Here is a 20,282-nt window from a genome sequence, read left to right on the forward strand (position 1 = left end):
GTCTGTACGAGGGTGAGGTGATCGCGTCATGACGGACGCGACCCGGGCGGCGGCGGCCACGGCCGAGCCGTCCGACAAGGGCCTCGACGCCCGTCTCGTCGTCCGGCGCGGCTCGTTCCGGCTCGACATCGAGCTCGCCGCCGCCCCCGGCGACGTCGTCGCGCTGCTCGGGCCGAACGGCGCGGGCAAGACCACCGCGCTGCGCGCGCTGGCCGGGCTCACCCCGCTGTCCGAGGGCGGCCGGCTGCGGCTGGACGGCGCCTCCCTGGACGGCACGCCGCCCGAGTCCCGGCCCGTCGGGGTGGTCTTCCAGGACTATCTGCTCTTCCCGCACCTCTCCGCGCTCGACAACGTCGCCTTCGGGCCGCGCTGCCAGGGCGTGCCCAAGGCGGAGGCGCGGGCGCAGGCCGCCGTGTGGCTGGAGCGCATGGGCCTCACCGAGCACGCCGGGGCCAAGCCGCGGCGGCTGTCCGGCGGGCAGGCGCAGCGGGTCGCCGTCGCCCGCGCCCTCGCCACCCACCCCCGGCTCCTGCTGCTCGACGAGCCGCTCGCCGCCCTTGACGCCCGTACCCGGCTGGAGGTGCGCGCCCAACTCCGGCACCACCTGGCCGACTTCGAGGCCGTCGCCGTCCTCGTGACGCACGACCCGCTGGACGCGATGGTGCTGGCCGACCGGCTCGTGGTCGTCGAGGACGGCCGGATCGTCCAGGAGGGCAGCCCCTCGGACATCGCCCGCAGGCCGCGCACCGACTACATCGCCCAGTTGGTCGGCCTCAACCTCTACCGGGGCGAGGCCGAGGGCCACACCGTACGGCTGAACGCGGGCCCGGCGATCACCACGACCGAGCATCTCGACGGACCCGTCTTCGTGGCGTTCCCGCCGAGCGCCGTCACGCTCTACCGCGACCGCCCCACCGGCTCCAGCGCCCGCAACCTGTGGCAGTGCCGCGTGGGCGGTCTGGAGGCCCACGGCGACCAGATCCGCGCGGACCTCACCGGCGAACTCCCGCTCGCCGCCGACCTGACGACGGTCGCCGCCGCGGAACTCGACCTGCATCCCGGCGCCGCCGTCTGGGCGGCGGTGAAGGCGGCCCAGACCCACGCCTATCCGGCGTAGCGGCCCACGAGGGCCCCGGGGACCACCGGCGCTACTCCCCGGGCGGGACAGCCGCCGCGCGCACCATCACACAGTCGAACTCCACCACCCGCCCGGTCGCCGGCTCCCGCGTCACCGGGTACATGCCGGTGATCTCGAACCCGTTCTCCTCGTACAGCGCGATGGCCTCGTCCATCCGGGGACTGCCCTCGTACAGCCGCAGCGCCGCGACCTCCGACTGCATCCCGACGAACTCCGCGACGCGGTCTCCGGCACCCGCGAACACCTCCAGGTCGTAGCCCTGGGTGTCCATCTTCAGATAGGGGCGGGGGTCGGTGATCCCGGCGAGTGCCTTGTCCATCATCCCGTCGAGGCGGCGGACCTCGATGTCCTCGGTACGGGTCTTCGCGAAGCGCTTGTAACGGCCCTTGCCGTAATCGCTGGGCGGGAGAAGGGAGTTCATGCTGTTCCAGCCCACGTGGATGGACCGGGCCGTGTCCTCCCGGCCGAGACCGACCTGGTGGACGTGCCAGTCGGGGTCGCCCTCGGCCGTCTTCCGGAGCTTGCCGAAGGCCTCCGAGGTCGGCTCGAAGGAGACGATCCGGCCGGTGTAGCCGAGGCGGCGCAACTGGCGGCCGTACTGGCCGGAGTTGGCGCCCACGTCGAACACGCAGTTCACCGCGCACCGGTCGAGCAGGGCGGTGACGTGCTGGCCGCAGAGATAGGCCGCGGCCGCCAGTTGGAACGTGCGTTCGTCGGCCGCGGTCTCCTTCTCGTCGAGCAGGATCCGCGCACCGGTCCCACCGAGCGGCACGTGCCTCCAGGCCGCGGTCCGTCCGCGCAGCACCAGATCGGCGCCCTGGCCCAGTGCGACGCGTCTGCGCACACCGCGCCGGTAGACCACCGCGGCACCCGATCCGAGATCCAGCACCTGCACCCCTATGCGGGGAAGCAGACCGAGCAGCTTTCTGTGAAGGGTCGCCATGGCCCACACCCTTTCAGACAAGCGCGCGTGTCCACCGGGAGTTGGTTGAACCCCCTTTCGATCGCGTGATAGAGGCAGGGGGTGACCTCTCCTGAGACCGGGATTCCGGAACTGGCCGCCGCCCTGGACATGCAACCCCACCCGGAGGGCGGCTGGTTCGTCGAGACCTGGACCGCGCCACAGGCCTTCCGCCCCGACGGCTACCCCGGCCCCCGCGCCGCCGCCTCCGCCATCTACTTCCTTCTCGCCCCCGGTGACACCTCCGCCTGGCACACCGTCCGCTCCGACGAACTCTGGCTGTGGCACCGCGGCGGCCCCCTCGACGTGCTGCTCGGCGGCGACGGCACCAGCCCCCAGTCCACCCCCAAGGTCGTCCGTCTCGGTCCCCGCATCGAGGCAGGGGAGCGCCCCCAGGTCCTCGTCCCCGGCGGTGTCTGGCAGGCCGCCCGCCCGGCCGGCGACCAGGAGGTTCTGGTCAGCTGTGTGGTGGCGCCCGGTTTCGACTACGACGACTTCCACCTGCTGGACTCGGGACGCTGACCGGCGGCTCCCCTGTGGGCGGCCGCTGCGGGGTCCCCCGTACAGGCCCTGCGCCAGGCCCTGTAGGCGGCCCTGTGGCGCCTTTGTGACGTAGGTCGTTGGTTGCGGATCGCCCGGGTGGGGCATCACCCGAAGGCAGGACCGGCCGCGCACCGTTTCGCGCGGGGTCCCGGCCGACGGAAGGGAGTCGTCGGCCGGGTACTCGTTGTCCTGGGAGGGGGAAGAGAGGTGTCAGTCATGCGTGCGCACCAGCGCACCGTCCGGCCGACCGCCCGCGTGGAGTACACACTGCCGCGTACGGCCGTCTCGGCGGGCAGGGCCCGCAAGCTGACGACGGCGTTTCTGACCCGGCCACGGCCACGGCTCGCGTCGCCGACCGCCGACCAGGTGGACGACGCCACACTGATCGCCTCCGAGCTCGTCGCCAACGCCGTACGGCACGGCCGCAGCGGCTGCAGGCTGCGCCTGCAACTGGGGCACGGGCGGGTGACGGTCGAGGTCCATGACGACAGTCCCGGACAGCCGCGGGTCGGCGACCTGGACGCGGAATCGGAAAGCGGCAGGGGGCTGGCGATGGTCCAGCAACTCGCCCACAGCCTGGAGGTCGTGAGTACGGGCCTCGGTGGCAAGACCGTCCGCGCGGTCCTCGCGGTGTAACGGGCTTACGCGCGATCGAACCGGTGAGCCCAGTTTGGCGCCGCGGAAAGTGGGTAGCGGCGCCGAAAAGTTCATCGCAAATTCAATGACCGCAAAAAACAGATGGCCGACGCCCGCACCTTACGGTGCGGAGGCCGGCCATCCGGTGTCCCTGACTAGGCGGGGACGATGTTCTCCGCCTGCGGGCCCTTCTGGCCCTGCGTGACGTCGAAGGTCACCTTCTGGCCTTCCTGGAGCTCACGGAAGCCAGAGGTGGCAATGTTGGAGTAGTGAGCGAAGACGTCAGCGCCGCCGCCGTCCTGCTCGATGAAGCCGAAGCCCTTTTCCGCGTTGAACCACTTCACGGTGCCAGTAGCCATGTCAAATCTCCTTCGGGGCAAAGCTCGAAGGTCCACACTGTGTGGACCTGCGTCGCCGCAATGATTGCCCCAACCGGAATGCACCGGAAAAACTTTGGGAACCACAACTGCAACTGAAATCGACAGTAGCACGCTACGGGCCTCGAAGGGGGCGCACTATCTCACCCCGGCGTGGGGAATAACAAAACCTCGCGGGCCCGTGCACCAAATTCTGTATCGGCCGAAGCAGATATCCCCGGGACCGGCGGAGAGGCGACCCCTGAGCGCGCGCTGCGCCCCGCTCTCACGCGTCCTGCGGCGTCGACCCGCGCAGTTCCTCGTTGATCCGCAGGGCTTCATCGAGGCAGTCCTCCAGCGTGACGATGCGACACGCGGCCTCGACGGGAGTGCCCTGGTCGACGAGATCCCGGGCGCGGGCCGCGACCCGGAGCTGGTTGCGGGAGTATCGCCGGTGGCCACCCTCGGAGCGCAGCGGCGTGATCAGCCCCGCCTCCCCGACGGCCCGCAGGAACGCGGGGGTGGCGCCGATCAGCTCGGCGGCGCGGCCCATCGTGTAGGCGGGGTAGTCGTCGTCGTCGAACCGGTCGGTGGGGCTCATGGTGCTTCCCTGGGGCGCGTGCATCACCTTCCACTTTGGCAGATCCCGGTCCGGTACCGGCGGGAGCACCCGGCATCGGCCGGTGACATCCGCGCGCCGCACTCACCCGGACGGCCCGGTGCGCTGGTGGGAGGCGGTGGCCGGTGATGGCGTGGGGGACACAGCCCGACCTCGGGACCGTCCTCGGGAGGCCCTCGCATGAACCGTCCGTCCTGTCTCATCGCCTCCGCCCTGAGCGCGGGGATGCTGCTCTCGACGGCCGCCTGCTCCAGCGGCACAGGTGACGGCGGAGACTCCGGCCGTACGGACGTCTCCGCATCCCCCTCCGCCTCCCCCGTCTCCGCCTCCCCGGTCGCCGAGGAGCCCCGCGCCGCGTCGCCGTCCCCCTCCGTCCGTACGCTCACCAAGGACGAGGCCCACACCGCGCTGATCACCAACTCCGACCTGGGCTCGCAGTGGGACGAGTCGAAGGGCGTGGCGGCCTGGCACGACGCGCTGCTCAAGAGCACGGTCGACCCGGCGGACTTCATCACCGACAAGGCGAACGCCGAGCAGTGCCAGAAGCTGCTGGACGGTCTGTACGCCGAGGACCTGCTGGGCAAGCCGGAGGGCGCCAGTGCCGTCACCGGCTTCGACGACAGCGACAACGACGCCCAGATGCGCTACGAGGTCGCCTCGTACGGGAAGAGCGCGCTGGACGCACAACTGAAGTGGCTGAAGACGCTGCCGGACACGTGCGACCAGTTCACGGCCGTCAACAGCAAGGGGGACCGGCAGACGGTCCAGGTCATCTCGACCGATCTGCCCGACGTGGGGGACGCCCGCCAGGGACTCCGGGTGACGATGAGCGGCAAGCTGGAGGGCGACCCCGAGACCCTGACGCTCGACTTCGCCACCGTGCGCGTCGGCGACAGCGCCCTCTCGCTCACCAACGGCGGCCTCGACGGCACCGAGCACGACTCCACCGAGCAGGCGGTCGAAGCGGGCACCAAGCGCCTGAAGGACGTACTGGCGGGAAAGTCACCCGCACCGACCCAGGGCTGACGCCGGGGCCGGGGGCCGTCTGCGGGGGGCATGCGGTGTGGGCCGTTCGGGGCGGGAAGTGGATGGGGAGTGGGCCGGGAGCAATGGGGATGAACCCATGCCGGTGCCACGGGTGGGCGATATAGGGTTCCCTGACGCGCCGGGTGTGGGGTGCGTCACACATGACAACGGAAACAGGCCGCTGCGGCATGCCCGCTCGGCTGTGCATCTGGGGGGCCTAGTGCACGAGATGATCAAGGGTGCCAACGTCGGTCTGTCGTCGTTGAGCGCGGACGTCGGCTCGGTGATGGTGAGTCTGGGCTGGAGCAGCCCGACGGGGGAGGGCGACGCGGACGTCTCCGTGCTCCTGCTGACCTCCGACGGCAAGGTACGCAGTGACGCGGACTTCTTCTTCTACAACAACCCGGTCGCCCCGGACGGGAGCGTGCAGCTCCTGGGCAAGGCTCCGACGGCCGACGGCGACGAGGACCGCATCACCTTCGACCTGACCGCTGTCCCGTCGGAGGTCGAGCGGATCGTCGTGGCGGCGAGCCGCTACCAGGGGGCCGGGTTCGGCGATCTCGACGACCTGCGGCTGACCCTCGCGGACACCTCCGGTGAGGGCCTGCTGCGGTACTCCGTCGAGGACGCCGGAGCGGTCGGCGCCCTGCTCTTCGGCGAGCTCTACCGGCGGGCCGGCGACTGGAAGTTCCGTGCCATCGGGCAGGGCTACGGGTCAGGTCTCGCCGGCCTGGCCACCGATTTCGGCGTCGACGTCGACGACTCGGCGGAGACCGAGCCGGAGGAGACCGTCGAGGCGGAGGAGCTCGTCGAGGCGGCGGTCATCGGCGCCTCGGCGGTCATCGGGGCGGTGACCGCCGAAGCCGTCGTCGAAACGGCGGTCCCCGAGCCCGCGCCGGCCGTCCCGCCCAGGACCGACGCGCGCCCCAGCACGGCGAAGAAAAAGGTCACGCTGCCCAAGGTGGCCAAGAAGTCGCTGGCCGAGAACGACGCCTGGCGCACGGCCCGGCTCTTCCCCGCCTCCGCCCTGAAGAGCGACCGTGAACGGGAGACCCGGGCGACCTCCGTCCTGCTGTCGGTGATGGCGCAGGTGCCGGAGTTCGGCCGACGGCTGACCGCGGGTTTCGGCGCACCCGCCGGGCGCATGGAGACGTTCACCGAGGTCACGCTGCCGAACGGGGACTCGCCCCGGCGCCCGGACGGCGTCGTCCGCGTCGAGCGGGCGGGCAAGCTGTGGACCGCGCTCGTCGAGACCAAGACGAACGGCAACCCCCTCAAGCAGGACCAGGTGCAGGCGTACGTCGACATCGCGGCCCGGCGCGGCTACGAGGCCGTGATCACCCTGTCCAACGACGTCGAGCTGGAGGGCAGCCCGCTCGTCCAGGTCAAGACGGACGGACGGCGCAAGAACAAGGTGGCCCTCTGGCACCTGTCCTGGGCCGAGGTGACCCATCAGGCGCAGATGCTGATCCGCCACGAGGGCGTCGCCCATGCCGCGCACGCCTGGCTGCTCCAGGAGCTCCTGCACTACCTCCAGCACGAGAACTCCGGCTGTCACGGCTTCCAGAACATGGGCCCGGCCTGGGTGCCCGTGCGCAACGGGATCGACGACGAGACCCTGTGCCAGGGCGACGCGCGGGCCGTGCACGTCGTGGAGAGCTGGGAACGGCTCGTGCGGCAGGTGTGTCTGCGGCTCGGCGGCGAACTGGGCCAGAAGGTGCTGCCCGTCCAGCGGGCCAGACGCGGCACGGATCCCCGGGACCGGCGCGCCGCCCTCGCGGACCGGCTGTGCCTGGACGGAAAGCTGGACGCCGAACTGCGCATCGAGGGAACGCCCGGCGTCCTGGCGCTCTGCGCGGATCTGCGCACCGGCAAGCTGCGGACGTCCATCGAGATCCCGGTGCCCGATCAGGGCTACCCGCTCACGTGGGCCAAGCGGCTCGTGCGGCAGCTCGACGAGGCCCCGGCCGATCTGCACGTGGAGACCCTGGTCGACGGGGAGACGGGCGGGCCGCGCGGCACCCTGGAGCGGCTGCGTCCCGAACCGGCGGACATCCTGCCCGGGAACGGCGACCGGATCACCGGCTTCCGGCTGTCCCTCTTCCGGGGTATGGGGAACACCCGGGGGAACGCCGAATCGGGCTTCATCCGCAGCGTCGACGACTCCGTCGACCGTTTCCACACCCTGGTGGTGGCCAACCTGGAGCGCCGCGCACCGCGGCCCCGGCAACCTGTGGTGGGGGCTGCCGCGGGCTGAGGTGGCGGGCCGGGATGCGGTTACTTGACTGTGTGCGAGCTAGAGCCGGTCCATCCGGGTGTAGGGGCTCAGGACGCGGACCTGGCGGGCGCCGAAGTCGACGAGCATCGCGATGCCCTCTTCGACGCCGACGATCGTGCCCAGGCCGTACTGATCGTGGGAGACGCGGTCTCCGAGGCTGAACTCCTTGGCCACGGGGACGACGGGTGCGGCGAAGGGGCTGGTGGGCAGGTGGCGCCGGGGCGCAGAGGATTTACTCATCGTGATTCCAGTATGGGCCCTATTCCGGCGGGCGGTAGGGCTTGATGGTCTCGATACCGCTCCGACTCGACGTCCCGGACCGCTCCGGAACGCGGTGGGCCGGGACCCCGGTCCGGGGTCCCGGCCCGGTCCGCCGCGCGTTCCCTGAGGTCAGCCGTCGGGGTGGGCGCTCCGCGATCATCCCGGTGCGCGGAGCCGTCGCGGAACCGTTCCCCGGGCGAGCCTGTCGCGGGCCGGACGGATCGCGGCGGCGGGGGTCCGGAACCGACCGGACCCCGACCGGGACGCCCTCTCATCCACCCCCGGATGCCGGGCTGAGGACCTGGACCGGCCACGGGGCGACGGGATCCAGCCGGTTCATCACGCCCGACACGACACGGGCGGCCAGGTCCGCGGCCGTGGCGGGGAGCTGGGCGGTGCGGGCCGGGTGCCGGCCGTGCGCGGGATGCTCGGCGAAGAGGGCGACCGTGGTGGACAGCTTCGTGTCGTACGTGGTCCGCCACAGGGTGCGGGTTCCGGCGCCGCCGGTGAACGCGCCCCGGGGCCCGGGGACGGAGGACAGAAGCTTGGTGACGAGCTGGGCGGAGAGCGGGTCCATCGCCGTACGGGTGTGCGGGCGGGCCGTGTAGAGGGTGCGGCCGGCCCGGGTGATCTTCTGGACGGTGTACGGCTCGGCGTATCTGCCGCCGGCCGCGGCCGTGGCGTACGCGGCCGACAGCGCGAGCGGCGAGGGCGCGGCGCGCTTGGGGAGCGCGGCCAGCGGAGGGCCGAGCTTCGCCCGCGTGAACGGCTCCATCGCCGTGCCCGCCTCCACCGCTCCGGCCAGCGCGTTGTTGAACGGCTGGCGGGCGTAGTCCGCGCCGCCGTACAGCACGCGGACCGCGCCGTCGCCCGGCACCAACGCGACCACCGCGGAGTGGAGGAGGATGCCCTTGACCCCCGCCGGTTCGGCGACCGGTTCCGCCGCCGCGTCCTGGGCGGTGAGGTCGAAGGTGGTGCGGACGGTGTAACCCCCGCGGGCCAGTTCGTCCTGGGTGATGCCGAGCCGGTCGGCGGCCTCCGTGGCGGCCGCGTCGATCAGATACTGGCGCTGGCCGTCCGTGGCCCCGGGCGGATAGAAACGGAACGCCGGGAAGCGGGCGGCGGCGCGCTCGGCCCGCGTGATCGCCCCGCTGTCGGCCATCGCGTCCAGCACCCACTCCCAGCGGTGCGTCAGCTTCGCCGTCACCGCGGCGTCCGAGCCCGCCTTCTCGTAGTACGAGGGGATGTTGATGACGGCGGCGAGGGCGGCGCCCTGCCCGACCGACAGACCGGCCGCGTCGACGCCGAAGTAGTTGCGCGCGGCGGCCTGGATGCCCGCGGCGCCGCGGCCGAAGTAGACCGTGTTGAGGTAGCCCTCCAGGATCTCGTCCTTGGACCGGGTGCGGTCCAGTTTGACCGCGATCAGCGCCTCGCGCGCCTTGCGGGACAGCGACTGCTGGGGACTGAGCAGGGCGTTCTTCACGTACTGCTGGGTGATGGTGGAGCCGCCCTGCCGGCCGCCGCCGCTCACCGTCGACCAGGCCGCCCGGGCGATCGCGGTCGGCGAGATCCCGGTGTCCGTGCGGAAGGATCGATTCTCTGCCGCGATGACCGCCTCCTGGACATACCGCGGCACCTGGGTGAGCGGGACCGCCTGCCGGTCCACCGGGCCGCGCCGCCCCACGTAGTCGCCCCGGGTGTCGACGAAGACCGTGCTCTGCATGGCCGTCTCCGGGTGCGGCTCGGGAATCACGGTGAGCCGGTACCCGACCACCGCCGCGCCGACGAGCACGAGCACGAGGACCAGCAGGACGATCAGCGCACGGCGCAGCCGCCGGCCCCGGGTGCGGCGGGCCTTCACGCGCCGTTCGCGCAGGAACCGGCCGAGGCCGGCCCGGACCCGTGCGCCCGAGCCTCCGTGCTCCGCGTGGGCGGCTGTCGCCCTCCCCTCCCGGGTGCGGGACCGCGGCTGGGAGGCCGCCCTGCCCGCCCTGCCCGCCCTGCCCGTCAGGGTTCGCGTGCGTCGGCCCGGCAGGTCCTGCGGGCGCCGGCCGGTCGAGCCCGGCGTGCGCCGCGGGGCCGCCCCGCACGTCGGAGCGTTTCTCGCCTTCACGGCCGGTACCCCTGACGTGCGATCGCCCTGCCCGCGAGGTCGTACACCGTGACTCTCCACGGATCGCCGGTCGGGGTCGCGTGCGGGGCCGGGGAGGCCGGCACCGTCGTCACCGCGTACCAGGCACCCCAGCCGGGCTTGCCCGCCAGGGTCAGGGCGGCGGCGTGCACCGTGCCCGCGGGACTCGTGACCTCGACGCGGGCCGGTTCGCCCGTTCCGTGGAAGACCCCGGAGAGGAACGTGCGGCCGTCGCCCCGGGTGGACAGCTGGAACGAGACGCCGGGGCCGTTCATGTCGAGGTGGCCGTCCACGACGCTGAGGGACTGGGCGGGCATGCCGCGTTCCGTCCAGTGCATGCCGTCCTTCGTCAGCCACAGCTCGGTGCCGGTCGTCACCCGCACCCGCTCCCCGGGTGCCACGACCCGCAGTCTCACGGCGCCCGCCGAGGGCGAGGGGCTCGTGCTGGAGCCGCGGGCGGCGGGCGTCGTGACCGACCCCGCGGAACCGGAGGCCACGCCGTCGCGGAGCCCGACGACGGCGAGCGGCACCAGCAGTGCCCCGCAGGCGGCCCCCAGCACGGTGGTCCTGCGGCGCCGCCGGAGCCGCCTGCCCTCACGTTCGATGGCACCCAGCGGCACTGCGGAGGGCGTGACGTCGCACGCGGCCTCGGCGAACACCTCGCGCAGCCGCTCGGCCTCGGCCGACGTGCGTGCGGAACGGGACGAGTGGTTCATGGGCGGGCTCCGGAGACGGGGTGACGGCCGGCGAACAAGGGATGGGCCCGCAGCGCTTCCAGGCCGCGCCGGGCATGGGTCTTGACGGTGCCGACCGAGCAGCCGAGCAACTGGGCCGTCTCGGCCTCGCCCAGGTCCTCCCAGTAGCGCAGCACCAGCACCGCGCGCTGGCGTGCCGACAGCGCGGCCAACGCCGTGTCCAGGGCGGCCCGTTGGGTGACGGCCTCCGCGTGTCCCGGCTCGCGCTGGTGCGCCCGCTCGGGAACGAACGGCATCAGGAGTTGGACGACCCGTCTCTTGCGCGTCCTGCTGATGTTGTTGTTGACCAGCGACCGGCGCACGTAGAAGTCGATGTCGTCGCTGGGGATGCGCCGCCAGCGGGCGTACACCTTGGCCAGCGTCGTCTGGACGAGGTCCTCGGCCTCGTGGAAGTCGCCGGTGAGCATGTGCGCGGTGCGCACCAGGCGGGGCCAGGCCGCGGTGGCGTACGCGGCGAAGTCCCCCCTGTCCGGTTGGGCTCGGGAGGTGTCGGTGAGGTTGTGCGGCACGACCTGCGTTCCCTCGGGTCGGGTGCGTGGGGGGCGGAGGGAGGCGGGGGAGCCGGGACCTGAACGGCCCGTCGCCCCCGCCCACATGCTCAGTTCAGGTCCAGCCGGGAGTACACCGTGCCCTCGGTGGCGTACACCGTGGGCGGCCCGTCCGGAGCGGGGACGACCGCCGCGACGGCCACGTACTTCTGCGTTCCTGCCATGGACGGACAACTCCTCGTGATGTACCCGGCGTTCGGACGGCGGGAGGGCACCCTCCCCTCCTACAAACTCCCGGCGCCCGTGGGCCGGATGACACCGGCCGGAGACTTTTTCGCGCGGGTGTACGTCAGTCGAGGGCGCTCGTCGCCCGCCACTGGTCCCAGGTCGGATTCCAGTCGCCGTAGCCGTTGCCGACGGCGACCGTGTCGCGGGAGCCGACGACCTTGACGACGTCGCCGGGGATGACCTCGTCGTAGAACCTCTTCGCGGTGCCGTCGGTGGCGAGTCCGACGCAGCCGTGCGTGACGTTCTGGTGCCCGCCGTAGGTGTTCGCCTTCGGGTTCTGGTGGAGGTAGGTGCCCGAGGTCGTGAGGTGGACGGCGTAGTAGTAATAGCCCGCGTACGCGTCGCCGTAGCCGACGGACCGCGAGTTCATGAAGACCCTGGTGGCCTTGTCGGAGACGACCATCGTGCCGTTCCAGGTGTCCATGCCCGGCGCACCGGCCGTGATCGGCACACGGCGCGACGAACCGGCCTTCTCGACCGTCATGAAGTGTGAACGGACATCCACCGTGGCGACGAGGGAGCGGCCCACCGTGAAATGCCGAGTGATTCCGGCCCCGGCCCGGACGGTGACCGCCGTGCCGGGCTTCCAGTACGCGTGCGGCCGGAAGTCGACGCGCTGTCCGTCGAGGAGGTTGTGGCCCCTGACCCAGCCCCAGGACCCCTCGACATCGGCGGTGACCTTCAACTGCCGTTCCACATCGGCCCGTTCGGCCTGGGGTATCGGGCGGTCGAAGGTGACCGATATCGGCATGCCGACGCCCACGGTCTGCCCGTCGGCGATGTTGATGTGGGCCCCGGGCAGGGACTTGGGCGGTGTGACGGAGGGCTTCGGCCGGGCCCTTCCCGTGGGGTCCGCGGTCCCGGTGGCCGTCGGCCTGCCGTCCGGCCCGGCTCCCGTACCCCCGTCGCCGTCGGCCAGCGCCTGCGCCGAACACCCGGTGAGCGCGAGCGCGCACACGGCCGCCGCGCTCCAGGCGCGGGTGAACCGGCCGCGGCCGCCTCTCAGTCCCGTGGTCATGGTGATCCCCCTGTGGTGTGTTTCGATGTGCGGCGTACGGGACTTGTACGCATGGCAGGGACGGCCGGGTTGCACACGGCCGACGAAACTCCGGACATTCCGGCGGGGGGCATGACCGAGGAAGAGTTCGACGCGTTCTACGCGACCGCGTTTCCCCGACTGACCGGCCAGCTCTACGCGTTCACCGGGGACCACGGCGAGGCGCAGGACGTCGTCCAGGAGGCGTTCGTGCGCGCCTGGGACCGACGGCGGGAGTTCCTCGCCGACGGGGCGCCCGAAGCGTGGATACGGACCGTGGCCATGCGGCTCGCGGTGAGCCGCTGGCGCCGTGCGCGCCGCTGGCTGGAGCTGGTGCGGCGCACACCGCCGCCCGAGCACACCCCGGGCCCCGGGCCCGAGCGCACCACGCTGATCGCCGCGCTGCGCGCGCTGCCCGAGGCACAGCGGATGGCGATCGTTCTGCACCATCTGTGCGACTTGAGTGTCGAGCAGGTAGCCTCCGAAACCGGTGCCCCCGTCGGCACCGTCAAGGCCCGGTTGTCCCGGGGCCGGGCGGCGCTGGCGAGGATGCTCTCGGAGGATTCGGCGGACTCGACCGGCTCCGCGCGTCCGACGGACTCCGCGGGCGCGTCGGGCGAGGGGGAGAGGGAGGACGACCGTGTCCGATGAACTCACCTCCGACCTGCTGGAGTTGGCTGCCGAGAGTGAGCAGCAGCCGACGCTGGCCGGTGCGGACATCCGCGGCCGGGCGGTACGCCGCCGACGCCGCCGCCGTACGGCACTGACCGCGGCCGGCGCCTCCGTCGCGGGAGCGCTCGCCCTGGTCGTCGCGGTGAGCCTGGGCGGTGACACGGACCGGAAGCCGCCTCCGGCCGCGAGTCCCACCGCCACCCCGAGCCTGCCGGCGGTGCCGGACGCCACCGTCGACCTGGGCAGGCGCGTGGTCTCGGTCGCCGGCCGCCGGCTGACGCTCACCTCCGACAACCTGACGGGGTCCACGCCGATCGTCCGGATGACGGTCACCGCGAAGGAAGCCACCAAGGTGATCCCCGGCAGGAACATCGGCTTCAGCGGCACGTACGAGCTCAAGGCCCCCTGGGCGATCGAACTCACCGCCCCCGACGGCACAACGGACTACATCGCCGCCCTGGCGTACACCGAGAAGGCACCGGTCATCCACGACGCGTCGCACGGCTGGATCGGCGTGCGCCTGGCCGACGCCAAGTGGCTGTACGAGCAGCTCACGCTGGGCGCGGTGGTCGACATCAAGGCCTCGACCAGCACCGCTTCACCCACTCCGACAGGGGTGGACGGGGGCTCGGTGACGGCGGGCTCGGGCACGGAGACCCGCTCGGGGACCTCGGGGGGCTAACGCTCCTGGGCGGGGGCGGCCGCCGGTCGGTCGGCGGGCACGCTCGCTGCCCCGACGTGGGCGTCGAGGTGCGCGTCGGCATGGGCGTCGAGATGCGCGTCGAGCGCCGCGAACGTCGCCTCGGGCCGCTCGATGTGCGGCAGGTGACCGGCCTCGGCGATCGGCTCGAACCGCCCCCGCGCGAACGCCTTCGCGTAGGCCCGACCGTAGGCGGGCGTGACGATGCGGTCGCTCTCGCCCCACAGCACGAGGGCCGGGATCCGCACCCGGCCGAGCCGGTTCAGGAGCTTCGGGTCGTGCATGTACGGGTCACCGGCCAGCACGCGCATGGTGGCCATGTTGGCGCGCTGGGCCGCGATCCGCTCCTCGGTGAGGGTGGCGGGGTCCACCGCGAACCGGGCCGGATCGTGGAACGAGTACGTGGCGATCTCGTCCGGCCGCAGCCCGAAGATGTCGCGGACCGGCTCTCCCGGGATGGCCACGCCCGCCGCGTTGACCAGCACCAGCGAGCTGATCACCACGCCGTCGTCGCGGAAGGCCATCTCGGCTCCGGTCCAGCCGCCGAGCGAGGAGCCGACGACGAGGACATCGTGGTGGCCCTCGTCCCTGAGCCAGTGCAGATACGCGATCGCCAGGTCGTCGACGCCGGTGAACCAGTCGGGCCGCTCGGTCCCGTTCCAGCCCGGGTGCGTGGGAACGACGGCGCGCATGCCGTGCCGGCCCGCCAGATGCGCGGCGATGCCCTGGACGGTGGCGGGCCCTCCACCGCCGTGCAGGACGAGCGCGAGGCGGCCGTCGGCGGGGCCGGTCTCGGTGAGGGCGAGGGGGAGGTCGGGTCGCGGGAACACGGTACGGGTGCGCATCTCGGTGTCGGTCATGCGCTCACGGTATCTACGCATACGTATATACGCAACCTTAGATTCTGGATTAGGATGCGGACATGACCGCGCACCCCGAGGAACCCGGGACCCGTACCGCCGCCCGCCCGGACTCGCCTCCCGGCCCCGTCGAGCTCGAAGAGCTGGGGCGTGCCGTGAAAGAGGCGCAGTACCGGCATCACCGCACGCTCGACACCCGCCTCGCGGCGGTCGGCACGACGCTGGCGCAGTGGGACGCGCTGCGGGCGATCTCCCGTACGCCCGGAGCGTCCGCGCACGAACTGGCGGTGGCGACCTTCCAGGGCGACCAGGCCTTCGGCACCCTGGCCTCCCGGCTCGCGGCGCAGCACCTCATCGAGCGCCGCGCCGGCCGCGGACGCCGTATCGAGCACCGTCTGACGGAGGCCGGCGAGCGCGTCCTGACCGCGGGCCGTGCCGTCGCACGCGACGTCCTCACCGCGTCCTTCGGCCCGCTCGACGAGGGTGAACGGGCCACACTGCTCGGCCTGTTGCGCCGCATCGGCTCCCCGGGCGAGGCACCCTAGGATCAGTGACCATGGAAATAACGGGTCTCTTCGTCCTCGCCGCGCTCATGATCGCGAGCTTCGCCGGTCTGGAGGGCAAGCTCGCCCGCACCGACCGCAGGATCGCCCACGTCGAGCACCAGCTCGACCAGATCCTCGACCACCTCGGCATCCGCGAGGATCCCCCGCACCTGCCCCAGGTCACCGCCCTCCTGCGCGACGGCAAGAAGATCCAGGCGATCAAGGCCTACCGAGAGGCCACGGGCGCGGGCCTGAAGGAGGCGAAGGACGCGGTGGAAGGCATGAGCTGACGCGTCCCTCGGTCAGAGGGGCGGTTGCGCCGGGGCCGGGCCGAGGGTCGTCGTGCCCGGGGCGGTGCGGTGGCCGAGGCCCGTCCGGTAGGCGTCCAGGGCCGCTTCCACCCGGCCCGTACGCCGCAGCAGATCGCCCAGCAGCCGGCACAGATCCGCCAGGTCCCCGGCCGCACCCGCCCGCTCCAGCAGGCTCATCGCCCGCACATAGTGCTCCTCCGCCGCCTCGGTGTCCCGGGCGTCCTCCGCGATGATGCCGAGCAGGCGGTGCGCGGCGGCGGAGTGGATGGCGCCCCGCTCGGAGTGCAGGTCGCCGAGCACCCGATGCAGCAGGGCGGCGGCCTCGTCGGACTTGCCCCGCCGGTGCAGCACATCGGCCAGCTCCACCGCGACCTGGCTGGTGTAGAGCGCGGCCCGCTTGGCGGAGAGCATGGCCTGCGCCTCGCGCAACTCGGCCTCGGCGCGCTCCAGTTCGCCGTTCTGCGCGTACAGGTATCCGCGCATCCAGTGGCAGTTGGCGAGCTCGGTGCGGATCTGGAGCTGCCGGTAGAGCTCGGCGGCCTTGGCGAGGGAGGCGTCGGCCTCGACGATCCGCCCCTCGGCGATCATCGTCCGCGCCACCGACCGGTGCATCCGCGCCACCAGGGCCGGGTCGCCGACCTGCGGCGCGAGGGCGAGCGCGAACTCGGCGGCCTGGGCGGCGCGGGCATGCGCGCCCATGTCCATGTAGGGCGCTATGACCCCTGTATAGAGGAGGAGCAGCGCCTCGGGGTCGTGCAGACCGGTGCGGTTGAGCTCGTCGAGGGTGGACTCGAACAGGTAGCAGGAGTAACGGAGTTCACCGGCGAGGTAGTGGGAGACCGCCCGGCCGCGCACGGCGGGCACCCGCTGCGGCAGCGGCGCGTCCCCCATCCGCTGCTCGGACTCCTCGAAGCGCCGCTGCGCCGTCTCCAGGTCCCCGATGTCCAGGGCGCATTCGCCGAGTCCGAGGAGCGCCGCAGCCTGCTCGGCGACCAGCCCGTGCGTCTCCGCCTCCGCGAGCAGCGCGGCGTAGACCTCGGCGGCCACCTCGGCCTCTCCGGTGGCGAGCGTGCGCTGCGCGTCGGTCAGCCGCAGCCGCAGATCGGTGGCGAGGTGGGCGGGCCGCCCGGTCGCCAGCTCCTCGTACGCGACCCCGAGCCGGCCCGCGATGTGCCGCAGCGCGGGTTCGGAGGCCCGTACCCGTCCGGCCTCCAGGGTGGAGATGTACGCGGGTGTGTACGCGGGCTCCGCCAACTGCTTCTGCGTCAGACCGCGTTCCGTACGCAGCTGTTGCACCCTGCGCCCGATGATCTCCGGGTCGTCCCGCTCAGCCATGGGTTAAGCATGCCATTAAGCCGAGTTAAGTCGGTCAAGCTTTTGACTATCGTCCAACTGCCTGGGCCCTCTTGCGATGTGAGCCCGGGAGCCTCTACGTTAAGCCGCGGATTAAGCATGCTTAATACGCCGCTGTTGTTGTGAGGTCACCGTGCTCCGACGTATTTCCGCGCGCTACTCCAGGGGGCTCCTCGCCGCCGTCATCGCGGTCGCCGCGCTGGTCACGGCGGCGAACGCCGGCCCGGCGAGAGCGGTCGAACCGGCCCCCGCCGCGCATACCGCGTCACACGGCGCTCGGTAGACGGCGACCGGGGCACGCCGACGTTCACGTGACCTGCCCCGGGCCCGAACCCCGTCAGAGGGTGCCGGCCACCGCTGCCCCGACGAACGTGGCGAAGGCGCCGGCGCCGACCGTGAGGACACCGAGGGCGGGGTCCTTCGAGTCGCGGAGGGCTACGCGGGTGGCCAGGGGGGCCACCTCGACGCACTGACCTCCGGTATCGCCGCTGTACGACGACTTACGCCATCGCGCCGTCGTCAGATCTTGGCTGGTGCCCATAACGCTCCTCCATCACACGAGCGATCACCTCGGCCGAAGCCTCAACGGACAGGGCAGCAGCCTTCAAATGATCGTATCGGAGGAAGCCTTCCTTGAGACTGGCCGGATTCGCCGTCATATGTCCCTGTACGAAGTCCTCGGTGTAGACGACGTCCGGGTCGCCTTCGAAGCGCAGAAGGTTGAAGGAACCCATCAGTCCGGGGTGGTGACCAGCCTCGAACGGCAGCACCTGAACCTGCGTCCAGCCGTCACGGGGAAGCTCCAACAGCCGACCGAGTTGGTTACGCATGACCTCCGCGCTCCCGATCTGCCGGTGCAACACGGCCTCGTCCAACACGACCCATGCCACGGGCGGTTCGACCCGGGTCAGGACCCGCTGCCGCTCCAGCCGGGCGGCCACCTTGGCCTCAAGGTCCTCTTCACTCCGGGACCCCAGCACCCCCCGCGCGTACCCCGGGGTCTGGAGAAGTCCGTCCACCAACTGCGCTTGGAACGAGTAGATGTAGGCGGCCCTCGCCTCCATCTCCGCATAGGCCTGGAACCAGGTCGGCAGCTGGCTCCGCAGGACCAGCCCCACGAGACGCGAGAACGCACCGCCCGTCAGCAGGGCCGCGTCGATGCGCTCCGCGAAGTCCCGTGTCGGCACCTTGTGGGCGGTCTCGATCTGGCCGATCAGGGAGCCGGTGCAGAAGATGACGTCGCCCAGCTCACCCTGTCTCAGCCCGGCGGCCTCTCTCAGTCGGCGCAGCTCCGAGCCGAAGTAGTCCAACGGGGACGCGCTGGGGTCCAGTTGGCGGATGTTGGGCATGGACGGTCACCCCCGAGTCCGAACACCGGGCGGCGTTCAATTCGACATGTAGCCGAGCGTAACCGGACCACTCCACGCTGGAGTCGTGAATCACGCAACTGACCTGCCCAACGGGACGATCGACGCGAGGTACGGCATCCGCTTCACCGTGGGTGAGCACTCGGCGCGGCATCTGCGCCGGATCCTGAAGGCGTATCTGGTCGCCTGGGAGATGCCGGAGCTGACGGAGGCGGCGGCGCTCGCGCTGACCGAGCTGCTCGCGAACGTCGTACGCCATGTGCCCGACCGGCGCGCGGCGCTGCTGATGCTGCGGCGCGCGAACGGTGTGCGGGTGGAGGTGACCGACACCTGTCCCCGGCCACCCCTGTCCACAGCTGTGGACGGCGAACTCACGGAGGGCGGGCGCGGGCTGCTGATCGTGGACGCGGTGGCCGACCGGTGGGGGTGGCATCCGCTGCCGGGACGCGGCAAGACCGTCTGGTTCGAGTGCCACACCGCCGCGTGACCCACCGCCGCGTGACCCACCGCCGCGTGACCCACCGCCGGGGCGTCCTCCGCACGCGCTCCGGCGGCCCGTCCGTGCGACGCGGGTGCGGTCCAGCCCGTGTCGCACGTCCAGGAGGCGGCAGCGCCCGCGCCGTCCTGGTACGACAACGCCGAATCCCCCGTACGAGGGAGACGTGCCGCCTACGCTGGCCCCGTGACCTCTGCCGCCGCCCGCACCGCGCTGGACCTCACCGCCGACCTCCCGGTCCTCGCCCTGGAGGACTTCTACCGGGACCTGCACCGACATCCCGAGATGTCGCTGCGTGAGCACCGTACGGCCGCCGCCCTCGCCGAACGGCTCCGCAAGGCCGGGTACGACACGACCGAGGGCGTGGGCGGTACGGGCGTCGTGGGCGTCCTGCGGAACGGGGACGGGCCCACCGTCCTGCTGCGCGCCGACATGGACGCGCTGCCCGTCACCGAGGAGACCGGGCTGCCGTACGCCTCGGAGACCGACGGAGTCATGCACGCCTGCGGTCACGATCTGCACGTGACCTGGCTGGCCGGTGCCGCCGACGCGCTCGCCGACGGGCGCGAGACCTGGTCCGGCACGCTCGTGCTGGTCGGGCAGCCCGCCGAGGAGACCGGAGAGGGCGCCGGCCGCATGGTCGCGGACGGGCTCCACGAACGCTTCCCACGGCCCGACGTCCTGCTCGCCCAGCACGCGGCGCCGGGCCCCGCCGGGCTGTACGCGCACTCCCCGGGTCTGATCATGTCTGCCTCGACCGACATCGACATCGTCGTGCACGGGCGGGGCGGGCACGGTTCGCGGCCCGAGGCGACGATCGACCCGGTGGTGACGGCGGCGTACATCGTGACGCGGCTCCAGACGGTCGTCAGCCGGGAGATCGCGGCCCGGGACTCCGCCGTGCTGACGGTGGGGCGGATCGAGGCCGGTACCCGGCACAACATCATCCCGTCCGAGGCCCGGATCGCCCTGAATCTGCGGACCCAGTCGCAGGACGTGCGGGAGCGGATGATCGCCGCCGTGCGGCGCGTCGCGGCGGGCGAGTGCGCGGCCGCCGGCTGCCCGAGCGAGCCGGACATCACCATCGCCGGCGACTTCCCCATGACCGTCAACGACGCCGACACCGACCGGCGGATCGCCGCCGTGCACGGCGAGGTCTTCGGCGCCGGGGCGATCCTCGACCCCGGTCCGGCCATGGGCAGCGAGGACTTCCCGCGGCTCGCGGCCGGCGGAATCCCCTACTCCTACTGGTTCGTGACCAGCACCCCGGCCGATGTCTGGAACGCGGCCCCGGGCGCCGACGACCTCATGACCAGGCTCGCGGCCGTGCCCAGCAACCACAGTCCGCACTTCGCGCCCGACCTGTGCACGGTCGCGCCGGGCGTACGGACCCTGGTGTCGGGGGCACTGGCCTCGCTGTCGGTCGGCGGCTGAACTCTCCGGACACAGGCTTACGGCTCAC

General features: G+C 72.1%; 23 protein-coding genes. 11 read left to right on the forward strand and 12 right to left on the reverse strand.

Features of this window, described 5'->3' with window-relative positions; all coding sequences use genetic code 11:
• The first annotated feature begins 28 nt into the window (after window positions 1-28).
• Window positions 29-1,117, forward strand: coding sequence for an ATP-binding cassette domain-containing protein (locus ABZX90_RS13275; RefSeq protein WP_351123921.1), 1,089 nt, complete (start codon window positions 29-31; stop codon window positions 1,115-1,117).
• Between the two features lie 31 nt (window positions 1,118-1,148).
• Here the strand turns inward: ABZX90_RS13275 and ABZX90_RS13280 are convergent, their stop codons facing one another.
• Complete coding sequence (locus tag ABZX90_RS13280; protein ID WP_355204388.1) at window positions 1,149-2,081, reverse strand: FkbM family methyltransferase; 933 nt, start codon at window positions 2,079-2,081, stop codon at window positions 1,149-1,151.
• 81 nt (window positions 2,082-2,162) lie between these two features.
• On the opposite strand from ABZX90_RS13280, the gene ABZX90_RS13285 reads away from it, so the two are divergent.
• Together ABZX90_RS13285 and ABZX90_RS13290 are read left to right on the forward strand one after the other, a co-directional pair.
• The gene (locus ABZX90_RS13285; RefSeq protein ID WP_351123927.1) at window positions 2,163-2,621 is read left to right on the forward strand and encodes a cupin domain-containing protein; all 459 of its coding nucleotides are present in this window, start codon (window positions 2,163-2,165) and stop codon (window positions 2,619-2,621) included.
• A 237-nt stretch (window positions 2,622-2,858) separates the two neighbouring features.
• Window positions 2,859-3,278, forward strand: coding sequence for an ATP-binding protein (locus tag ABZX90_RS13290; RefSeq protein WP_351123930.1), 420 nt, complete (start codon window positions 2,859-2,861; stop codon window positions 3,276-3,278).
• 155 nt (window positions 3,279-3,433) lie between these two features.
• Here the strand turns inward: ABZX90_RS13290 and ABZX90_RS13295 are convergent, their stop codons facing one another.
• Window positions 3,434-3,637: a cold-shock protein gene (locus ABZX90_RS13295; protein WP_020871138.1), complete on the reverse strand. Its 204-nt coding sequence runs from the start codon at window positions 3,635-3,637 to the stop codon at window positions 3,434-3,436.
• A 283-nt stretch (window positions 3,638-3,920) separates the two neighbouring features.
• Window positions 3,921-4,235, reverse strand: coding sequence for a MerR family transcriptional regulator (locus ABZX90_RS13300; protein WP_351123935.1), 315 nt, complete (start codon window positions 4,233-4,235; stop codon window positions 3,921-3,923).
• 198 nt (window positions 4,236-4,433) lie between these two features.
• Here ABZX90_RS13300 and ABZX90_RS13305 point away from each other — a divergent pair, with 198 nt between their 5' ends.
• Both ABZX90_RS13305 and ABZX90_RS13310 read left to right on the forward strand, forming a co-directional pair.
• Window positions 4,434-5,279: a hypothetical protein gene (locus tag ABZX90_RS13305; RefSeq protein WP_355204395.1), complete on the forward strand. Its 846-nt coding sequence runs from the start codon at window positions 4,434-4,436 to the stop codon at window positions 5,277-5,279.
• A 229-nt stretch (window positions 5,280-5,508) separates the two neighbouring features.
• Window positions 5,509-7,536, forward strand: a complete 2,028-nt coding sequence (locus ABZX90_RS13310; protein WP_355204398.1) for a TerD family protein — start codon at window positions 5,509-5,511, stop codon at window positions 7,534-7,536.
• Window positions 7,537-7,575: 39 nt separating this feature from the next.
• On the opposite strand, the gene ABZX90_RS13315 is transcribed toward ABZX90_RS13310, so the two are convergent.
• The 5 genes from ABZX90_RS13315 to ABZX90_RS13335 all read right to left on the reverse strand — a co-directional run bounded on the left by ABZX90_RS13315 (window position 7,576) and on the right by ABZX90_RS13335 (window position 12,498).
• Window positions 7,576-7,797, reverse strand: coding sequence for a hypothetical protein (locus tag ABZX90_RS13315; RefSeq protein WP_037614735.1), 222 nt, complete (start codon window positions 7,795-7,797; stop codon window positions 7,576-7,578).
• Window positions 7,798-8,089: 292 nt separating this feature from the next.
• Window positions 8,090-9,931: a transglycosylase domain-containing protein gene (locus tag ABZX90_RS13320; RefSeq protein WP_355204403.1), complete on the reverse strand. Its 1,842-nt coding sequence runs from the start codon at window positions 9,929-9,931 to the stop codon at window positions 8,090-8,092.
• On the reverse strand, window positions 9,928-10,665 hold the full coding sequence (locus ABZX90_RS13325) for a hypothetical protein (protein WP_351123945.1): 738 nt from the start codon (window positions 10,663-10,665) through the stop codon (window positions 9,928-9,930). The genes ABZX90_RS13320 and ABZX90_RS13325 overlap by 4 nt, the downstream gene beginning before the upstream one ends.
• Entirely contained in the window at window positions 10,662-11,213 is a 552-nt protein-coding gene (locus tag ABZX90_RS13330; protein WP_351123948.1) for a SigE family RNA polymerase sigma factor, read from the reverse strand. Before ABZX90_RS13330 ends, ABZX90_RS13325 begins: the two co-directional genes overlap by 4 nt.
• A 328-nt stretch (window positions 11,214-11,541) precedes the next feature.
• Entirely contained in the window at window positions 11,542-12,498 is a 957-nt protein-coding gene (locus ABZX90_RS13335) for a L,D-transpeptidase (RefSeq protein WP_351123950.1), read from the reverse strand.
• A gap of 111 nt (window positions 12,499-12,609) precedes the next feature.
• On the opposite strand from ABZX90_RS13335, the gene ABZX90_RS13340 reads away from it, so the two are divergent.
• A complete protein-coding gene (locus ABZX90_RS13340) occupies window positions 12,610-13,167 on the forward strand; it encodes a SigE family RNA polymerase sigma factor (protein ID WP_355204408.1) in 558 nt (185 codons plus the stop codon).
• The gene (locus ABZX90_RS13345) at window positions 13,157-13,870 is read left to right on the forward strand and encodes a L,D-transpeptidase (protein ID WP_355204411.1); all 714 of its coding nucleotides are present in this window, start codon (window positions 13,157-13,159) and stop codon (window positions 13,868-13,870) included. The genes ABZX90_RS13340 and ABZX90_RS13345 overlap by 11 nt, the downstream gene beginning before the upstream one ends.
• Here the strand turns inward: ABZX90_RS13345 and ABZX90_RS13350 are convergent.
• Window positions 13,867-14,748 (reverse strand): alpha/beta fold hydrolase, encoded by an 882-nt coding sequence (locus tag ABZX90_RS13350; RefSeq protein ID WP_355204414.1) that lies wholly within the window; start codon window positions 14,746-14,748, stop codon window positions 13,867-13,869. The two genes, ABZX90_RS13345 and ABZX90_RS13350, sit on opposite strands and share 4 nt — an antisense overlap.
• Before the next feature lie 62 nt (window positions 14,749-14,810).
• On the opposite strand from ABZX90_RS13350, the gene ABZX90_RS13355 reads away from it, so the two are divergent.
• Both ABZX90_RS13355 and ABZX90_RS13360 read left to right on the forward strand, forming a co-directional pair.
• Entirely contained in the window at window positions 14,811-15,293 is a 483-nt protein-coding gene (locus ABZX90_RS13355) for a MarR family winged helix-turn-helix transcriptional regulator (RefSeq protein ID WP_351123961.1), read from the forward strand.
• Between the two features lie 11 nt (window positions 15,294-15,304).
• Window positions 15,305-15,583 carry a ribosomal protein L7/L12 gene (locus ABZX90_RS13360; RefSeq protein ID WP_355204609.1) on the forward strand — a complete coding sequence of 93 codons (279 nt, stop codon included), beginning with the start codon at window positions 15,305-15,307 and terminating at the stop codon, window positions 15,581-15,583.
• 12 nt (window positions 15,584-15,595) lie between these two features.
• On the opposite strand, the gene ABZX90_RS13365 is transcribed toward ABZX90_RS13360, so the two are convergent.
• From ABZX90_RS13365 to ABZX90_RS13375, 3 genes are all read right to left on the reverse strand, one after another.
• Window positions 15,596-16,939 (reverse strand): helix-turn-helix domain-containing protein, encoded by a 1,344-nt coding sequence (locus tag ABZX90_RS13365; protein ID WP_351123964.1) that lies wholly within the window; start codon window positions 16,937-16,939, stop codon window positions 15,596-15,598.
• Window positions 16,940-17,294: 355 nt separating this feature from the next.
• Window positions 17,295-17,498 carry a DUF397 domain-containing protein gene (locus ABZX90_RS13370; RefSeq protein ID WP_355204418.1) on the reverse strand — a complete coding sequence of 68 codons (204 nt, stop codon included), beginning with the start codon at window positions 17,496-17,498 and terminating at the stop codon, window positions 17,295-17,297.
• On the reverse strand, window positions 17,458-18,306 hold the full coding sequence (locus ABZX90_RS13375) for a helix-turn-helix transcriptional regulator (RefSeq protein ID WP_355204421.1): 849 nt from the start codon (window positions 18,304-18,306) through the stop codon (window positions 17,458-17,460). The genes ABZX90_RS13370 and ABZX90_RS13375 overlap by 41 nt, the downstream gene beginning before the upstream one ends.
• 85 nt (window positions 18,307-18,391) lie before the next feature.
• Between ABZX90_RS13375 and ABZX90_RS13380 the strand changes: the two genes are divergently transcribed.
• Window positions 18,392-18,811 carry an ATP-binding protein gene (locus tag ABZX90_RS13380; protein WP_355204424.1) on the forward strand — a complete coding sequence of 140 codons (420 nt, stop codon included), beginning with the start codon at window positions 18,392-18,394 and terminating at the stop codon, window positions 18,809-18,811.
• 195 nt (window positions 18,812-19,006) lie between these two features.
• The gene (locus ABZX90_RS13385) at window positions 19,007-20,254 is read left to right on the forward strand and encodes an amidohydrolase (protein WP_355204427.1); all 1,248 of its coding nucleotides are present in this window, start codon (window positions 19,007-19,009) and stop codon (window positions 20,252-20,254) included.
• The last annotated feature ends 28 nt before the right edge of the window (window positions 20,255-20,282 follow it).

This window comes from Streptomyces sp. NPDC002935 (assembly GCF_040611295.1).
Classification (GTDB): Bacteria; Actinomycetota; Actinomycetes; order Streptomycetales; family Streptomycetaceae; genus Streptomyces.

Excerpts from the sequence above, each read along its gene's own strand:
- ABZX90_RS13275 (WP_351123921.1), top strand. The coding sequence starts at position 29 with ATGACGGACGCGACCCGGGCGGCGGCGGCCACGGCCGAGCCGTCCGAC.
- ABZX90_RS13280 (WP_355204388.1), bottom strand. The coding sequence starts at position 2,081 with ATGGCGACCCTTCACAGAAAGCTGCTCGGTCTGCTTCCCCGCATAGGG.
- ABZX90_RS13290 (WP_351123930.1), top strand. The coding sequence starts at position 2,859 with ATGCGTGCGCACCAGCGCACCGTCCGGCCGACCGCCCGCGTGGAGTAC.
- ABZX90_RS13295 (WP_020871138.1), bottom strand. The coding sequence starts at position 3,637 with ATGGCTACTGGCACCGTGAAGTGGTTCAACGCGGAAAAGGGCTTCGGC.
- ABZX90_RS13300 (WP_351123935.1), bottom strand. The coding sequence starts at position 4,235 with ATGAGCCCCACCGACCGGTTCGACGACGACGACTACCCCGCCTACACG.
- ABZX90_RS13305 (WP_355204395.1), top strand. The coding sequence starts at position 4,434 with ATGAACCGTCCGTCCTGTCTCATCGCCTCCGCCCTGAGCGCGGGGATG.
- ABZX90_RS13310 (WP_355204398.1), top strand. The coding sequence starts at position 5,509 with ATGATCAAGGGTGCCAACGTCGGTCTGTCGTCGTTGAGCGCGGACGTC.
- ABZX90_RS13315 (WP_037614735.1), bottom strand. The coding sequence starts at position 7,797 with ATGAGTAAATCCTCTGCGCCCCGGCGCCACCTGCCCACCAGCCCCTTC.
- ABZX90_RS13325 (WP_351123945.1), bottom strand. The coding sequence starts at position 10,665 with ATGAACCACTCGTCCCGTTCCGCACGCACGTCGGCCGAGGCCGAGCGG.
- ABZX90_RS13335 (WP_351123950.1), bottom strand. The coding sequence starts at position 12,498 with ATGACCACGGGACTGAGAGGCGGCCGCGGCCGGTTCACCCGCGCCTGG.
- ABZX90_RS13340 (WP_355204408.1), top strand. The coding sequence starts at position 12,610 with ATGACCGAGGAAGAGTTCGACGCGTTCTACGCGACCGCGTTTCCCCGA.
- ABZX90_RS13350 (WP_355204414.1), bottom strand. The coding sequence starts at position 14,748 with ATGACCGACACCGAGATGCGCACCCGTACCGTGTTCCCGCGACCCGAC.
- ABZX90_RS13355 (WP_351123961.1), top strand. The coding sequence starts at position 14,811 with ATGACCGCGCACCCCGAGGAACCCGGGACCCGTACCGCCGCCCGCCCG.
- ABZX90_RS13360 (WP_355204609.1), top strand. The coding sequence starts at position 15,305 with ATGGAAATAACGGGTCTCTTCGTCCTCGCCGCGCTCATGATCGCGAGC.
- ABZX90_RS13365 (WP_351123964.1), bottom strand. The coding sequence starts at position 16,939 with ATGGCTGAGCGGGACGACCCGGAGATCATCGGGCGCAGGGTGCAACAG.
- ABZX90_RS13370 (WP_355204418.1), bottom strand. The coding sequence starts at position 17,498 with ATGGGCACCAGCCAAGATCTGACGACGGCGCGATGGCGTAAGTCGTCG.
- ABZX90_RS13375 (WP_355204421.1), bottom strand. The coding sequence starts at position 18,306 with ATGCCCAACATCCGCCAACTGGACCCCAGCGCGTCCCCGTTGGACTAC.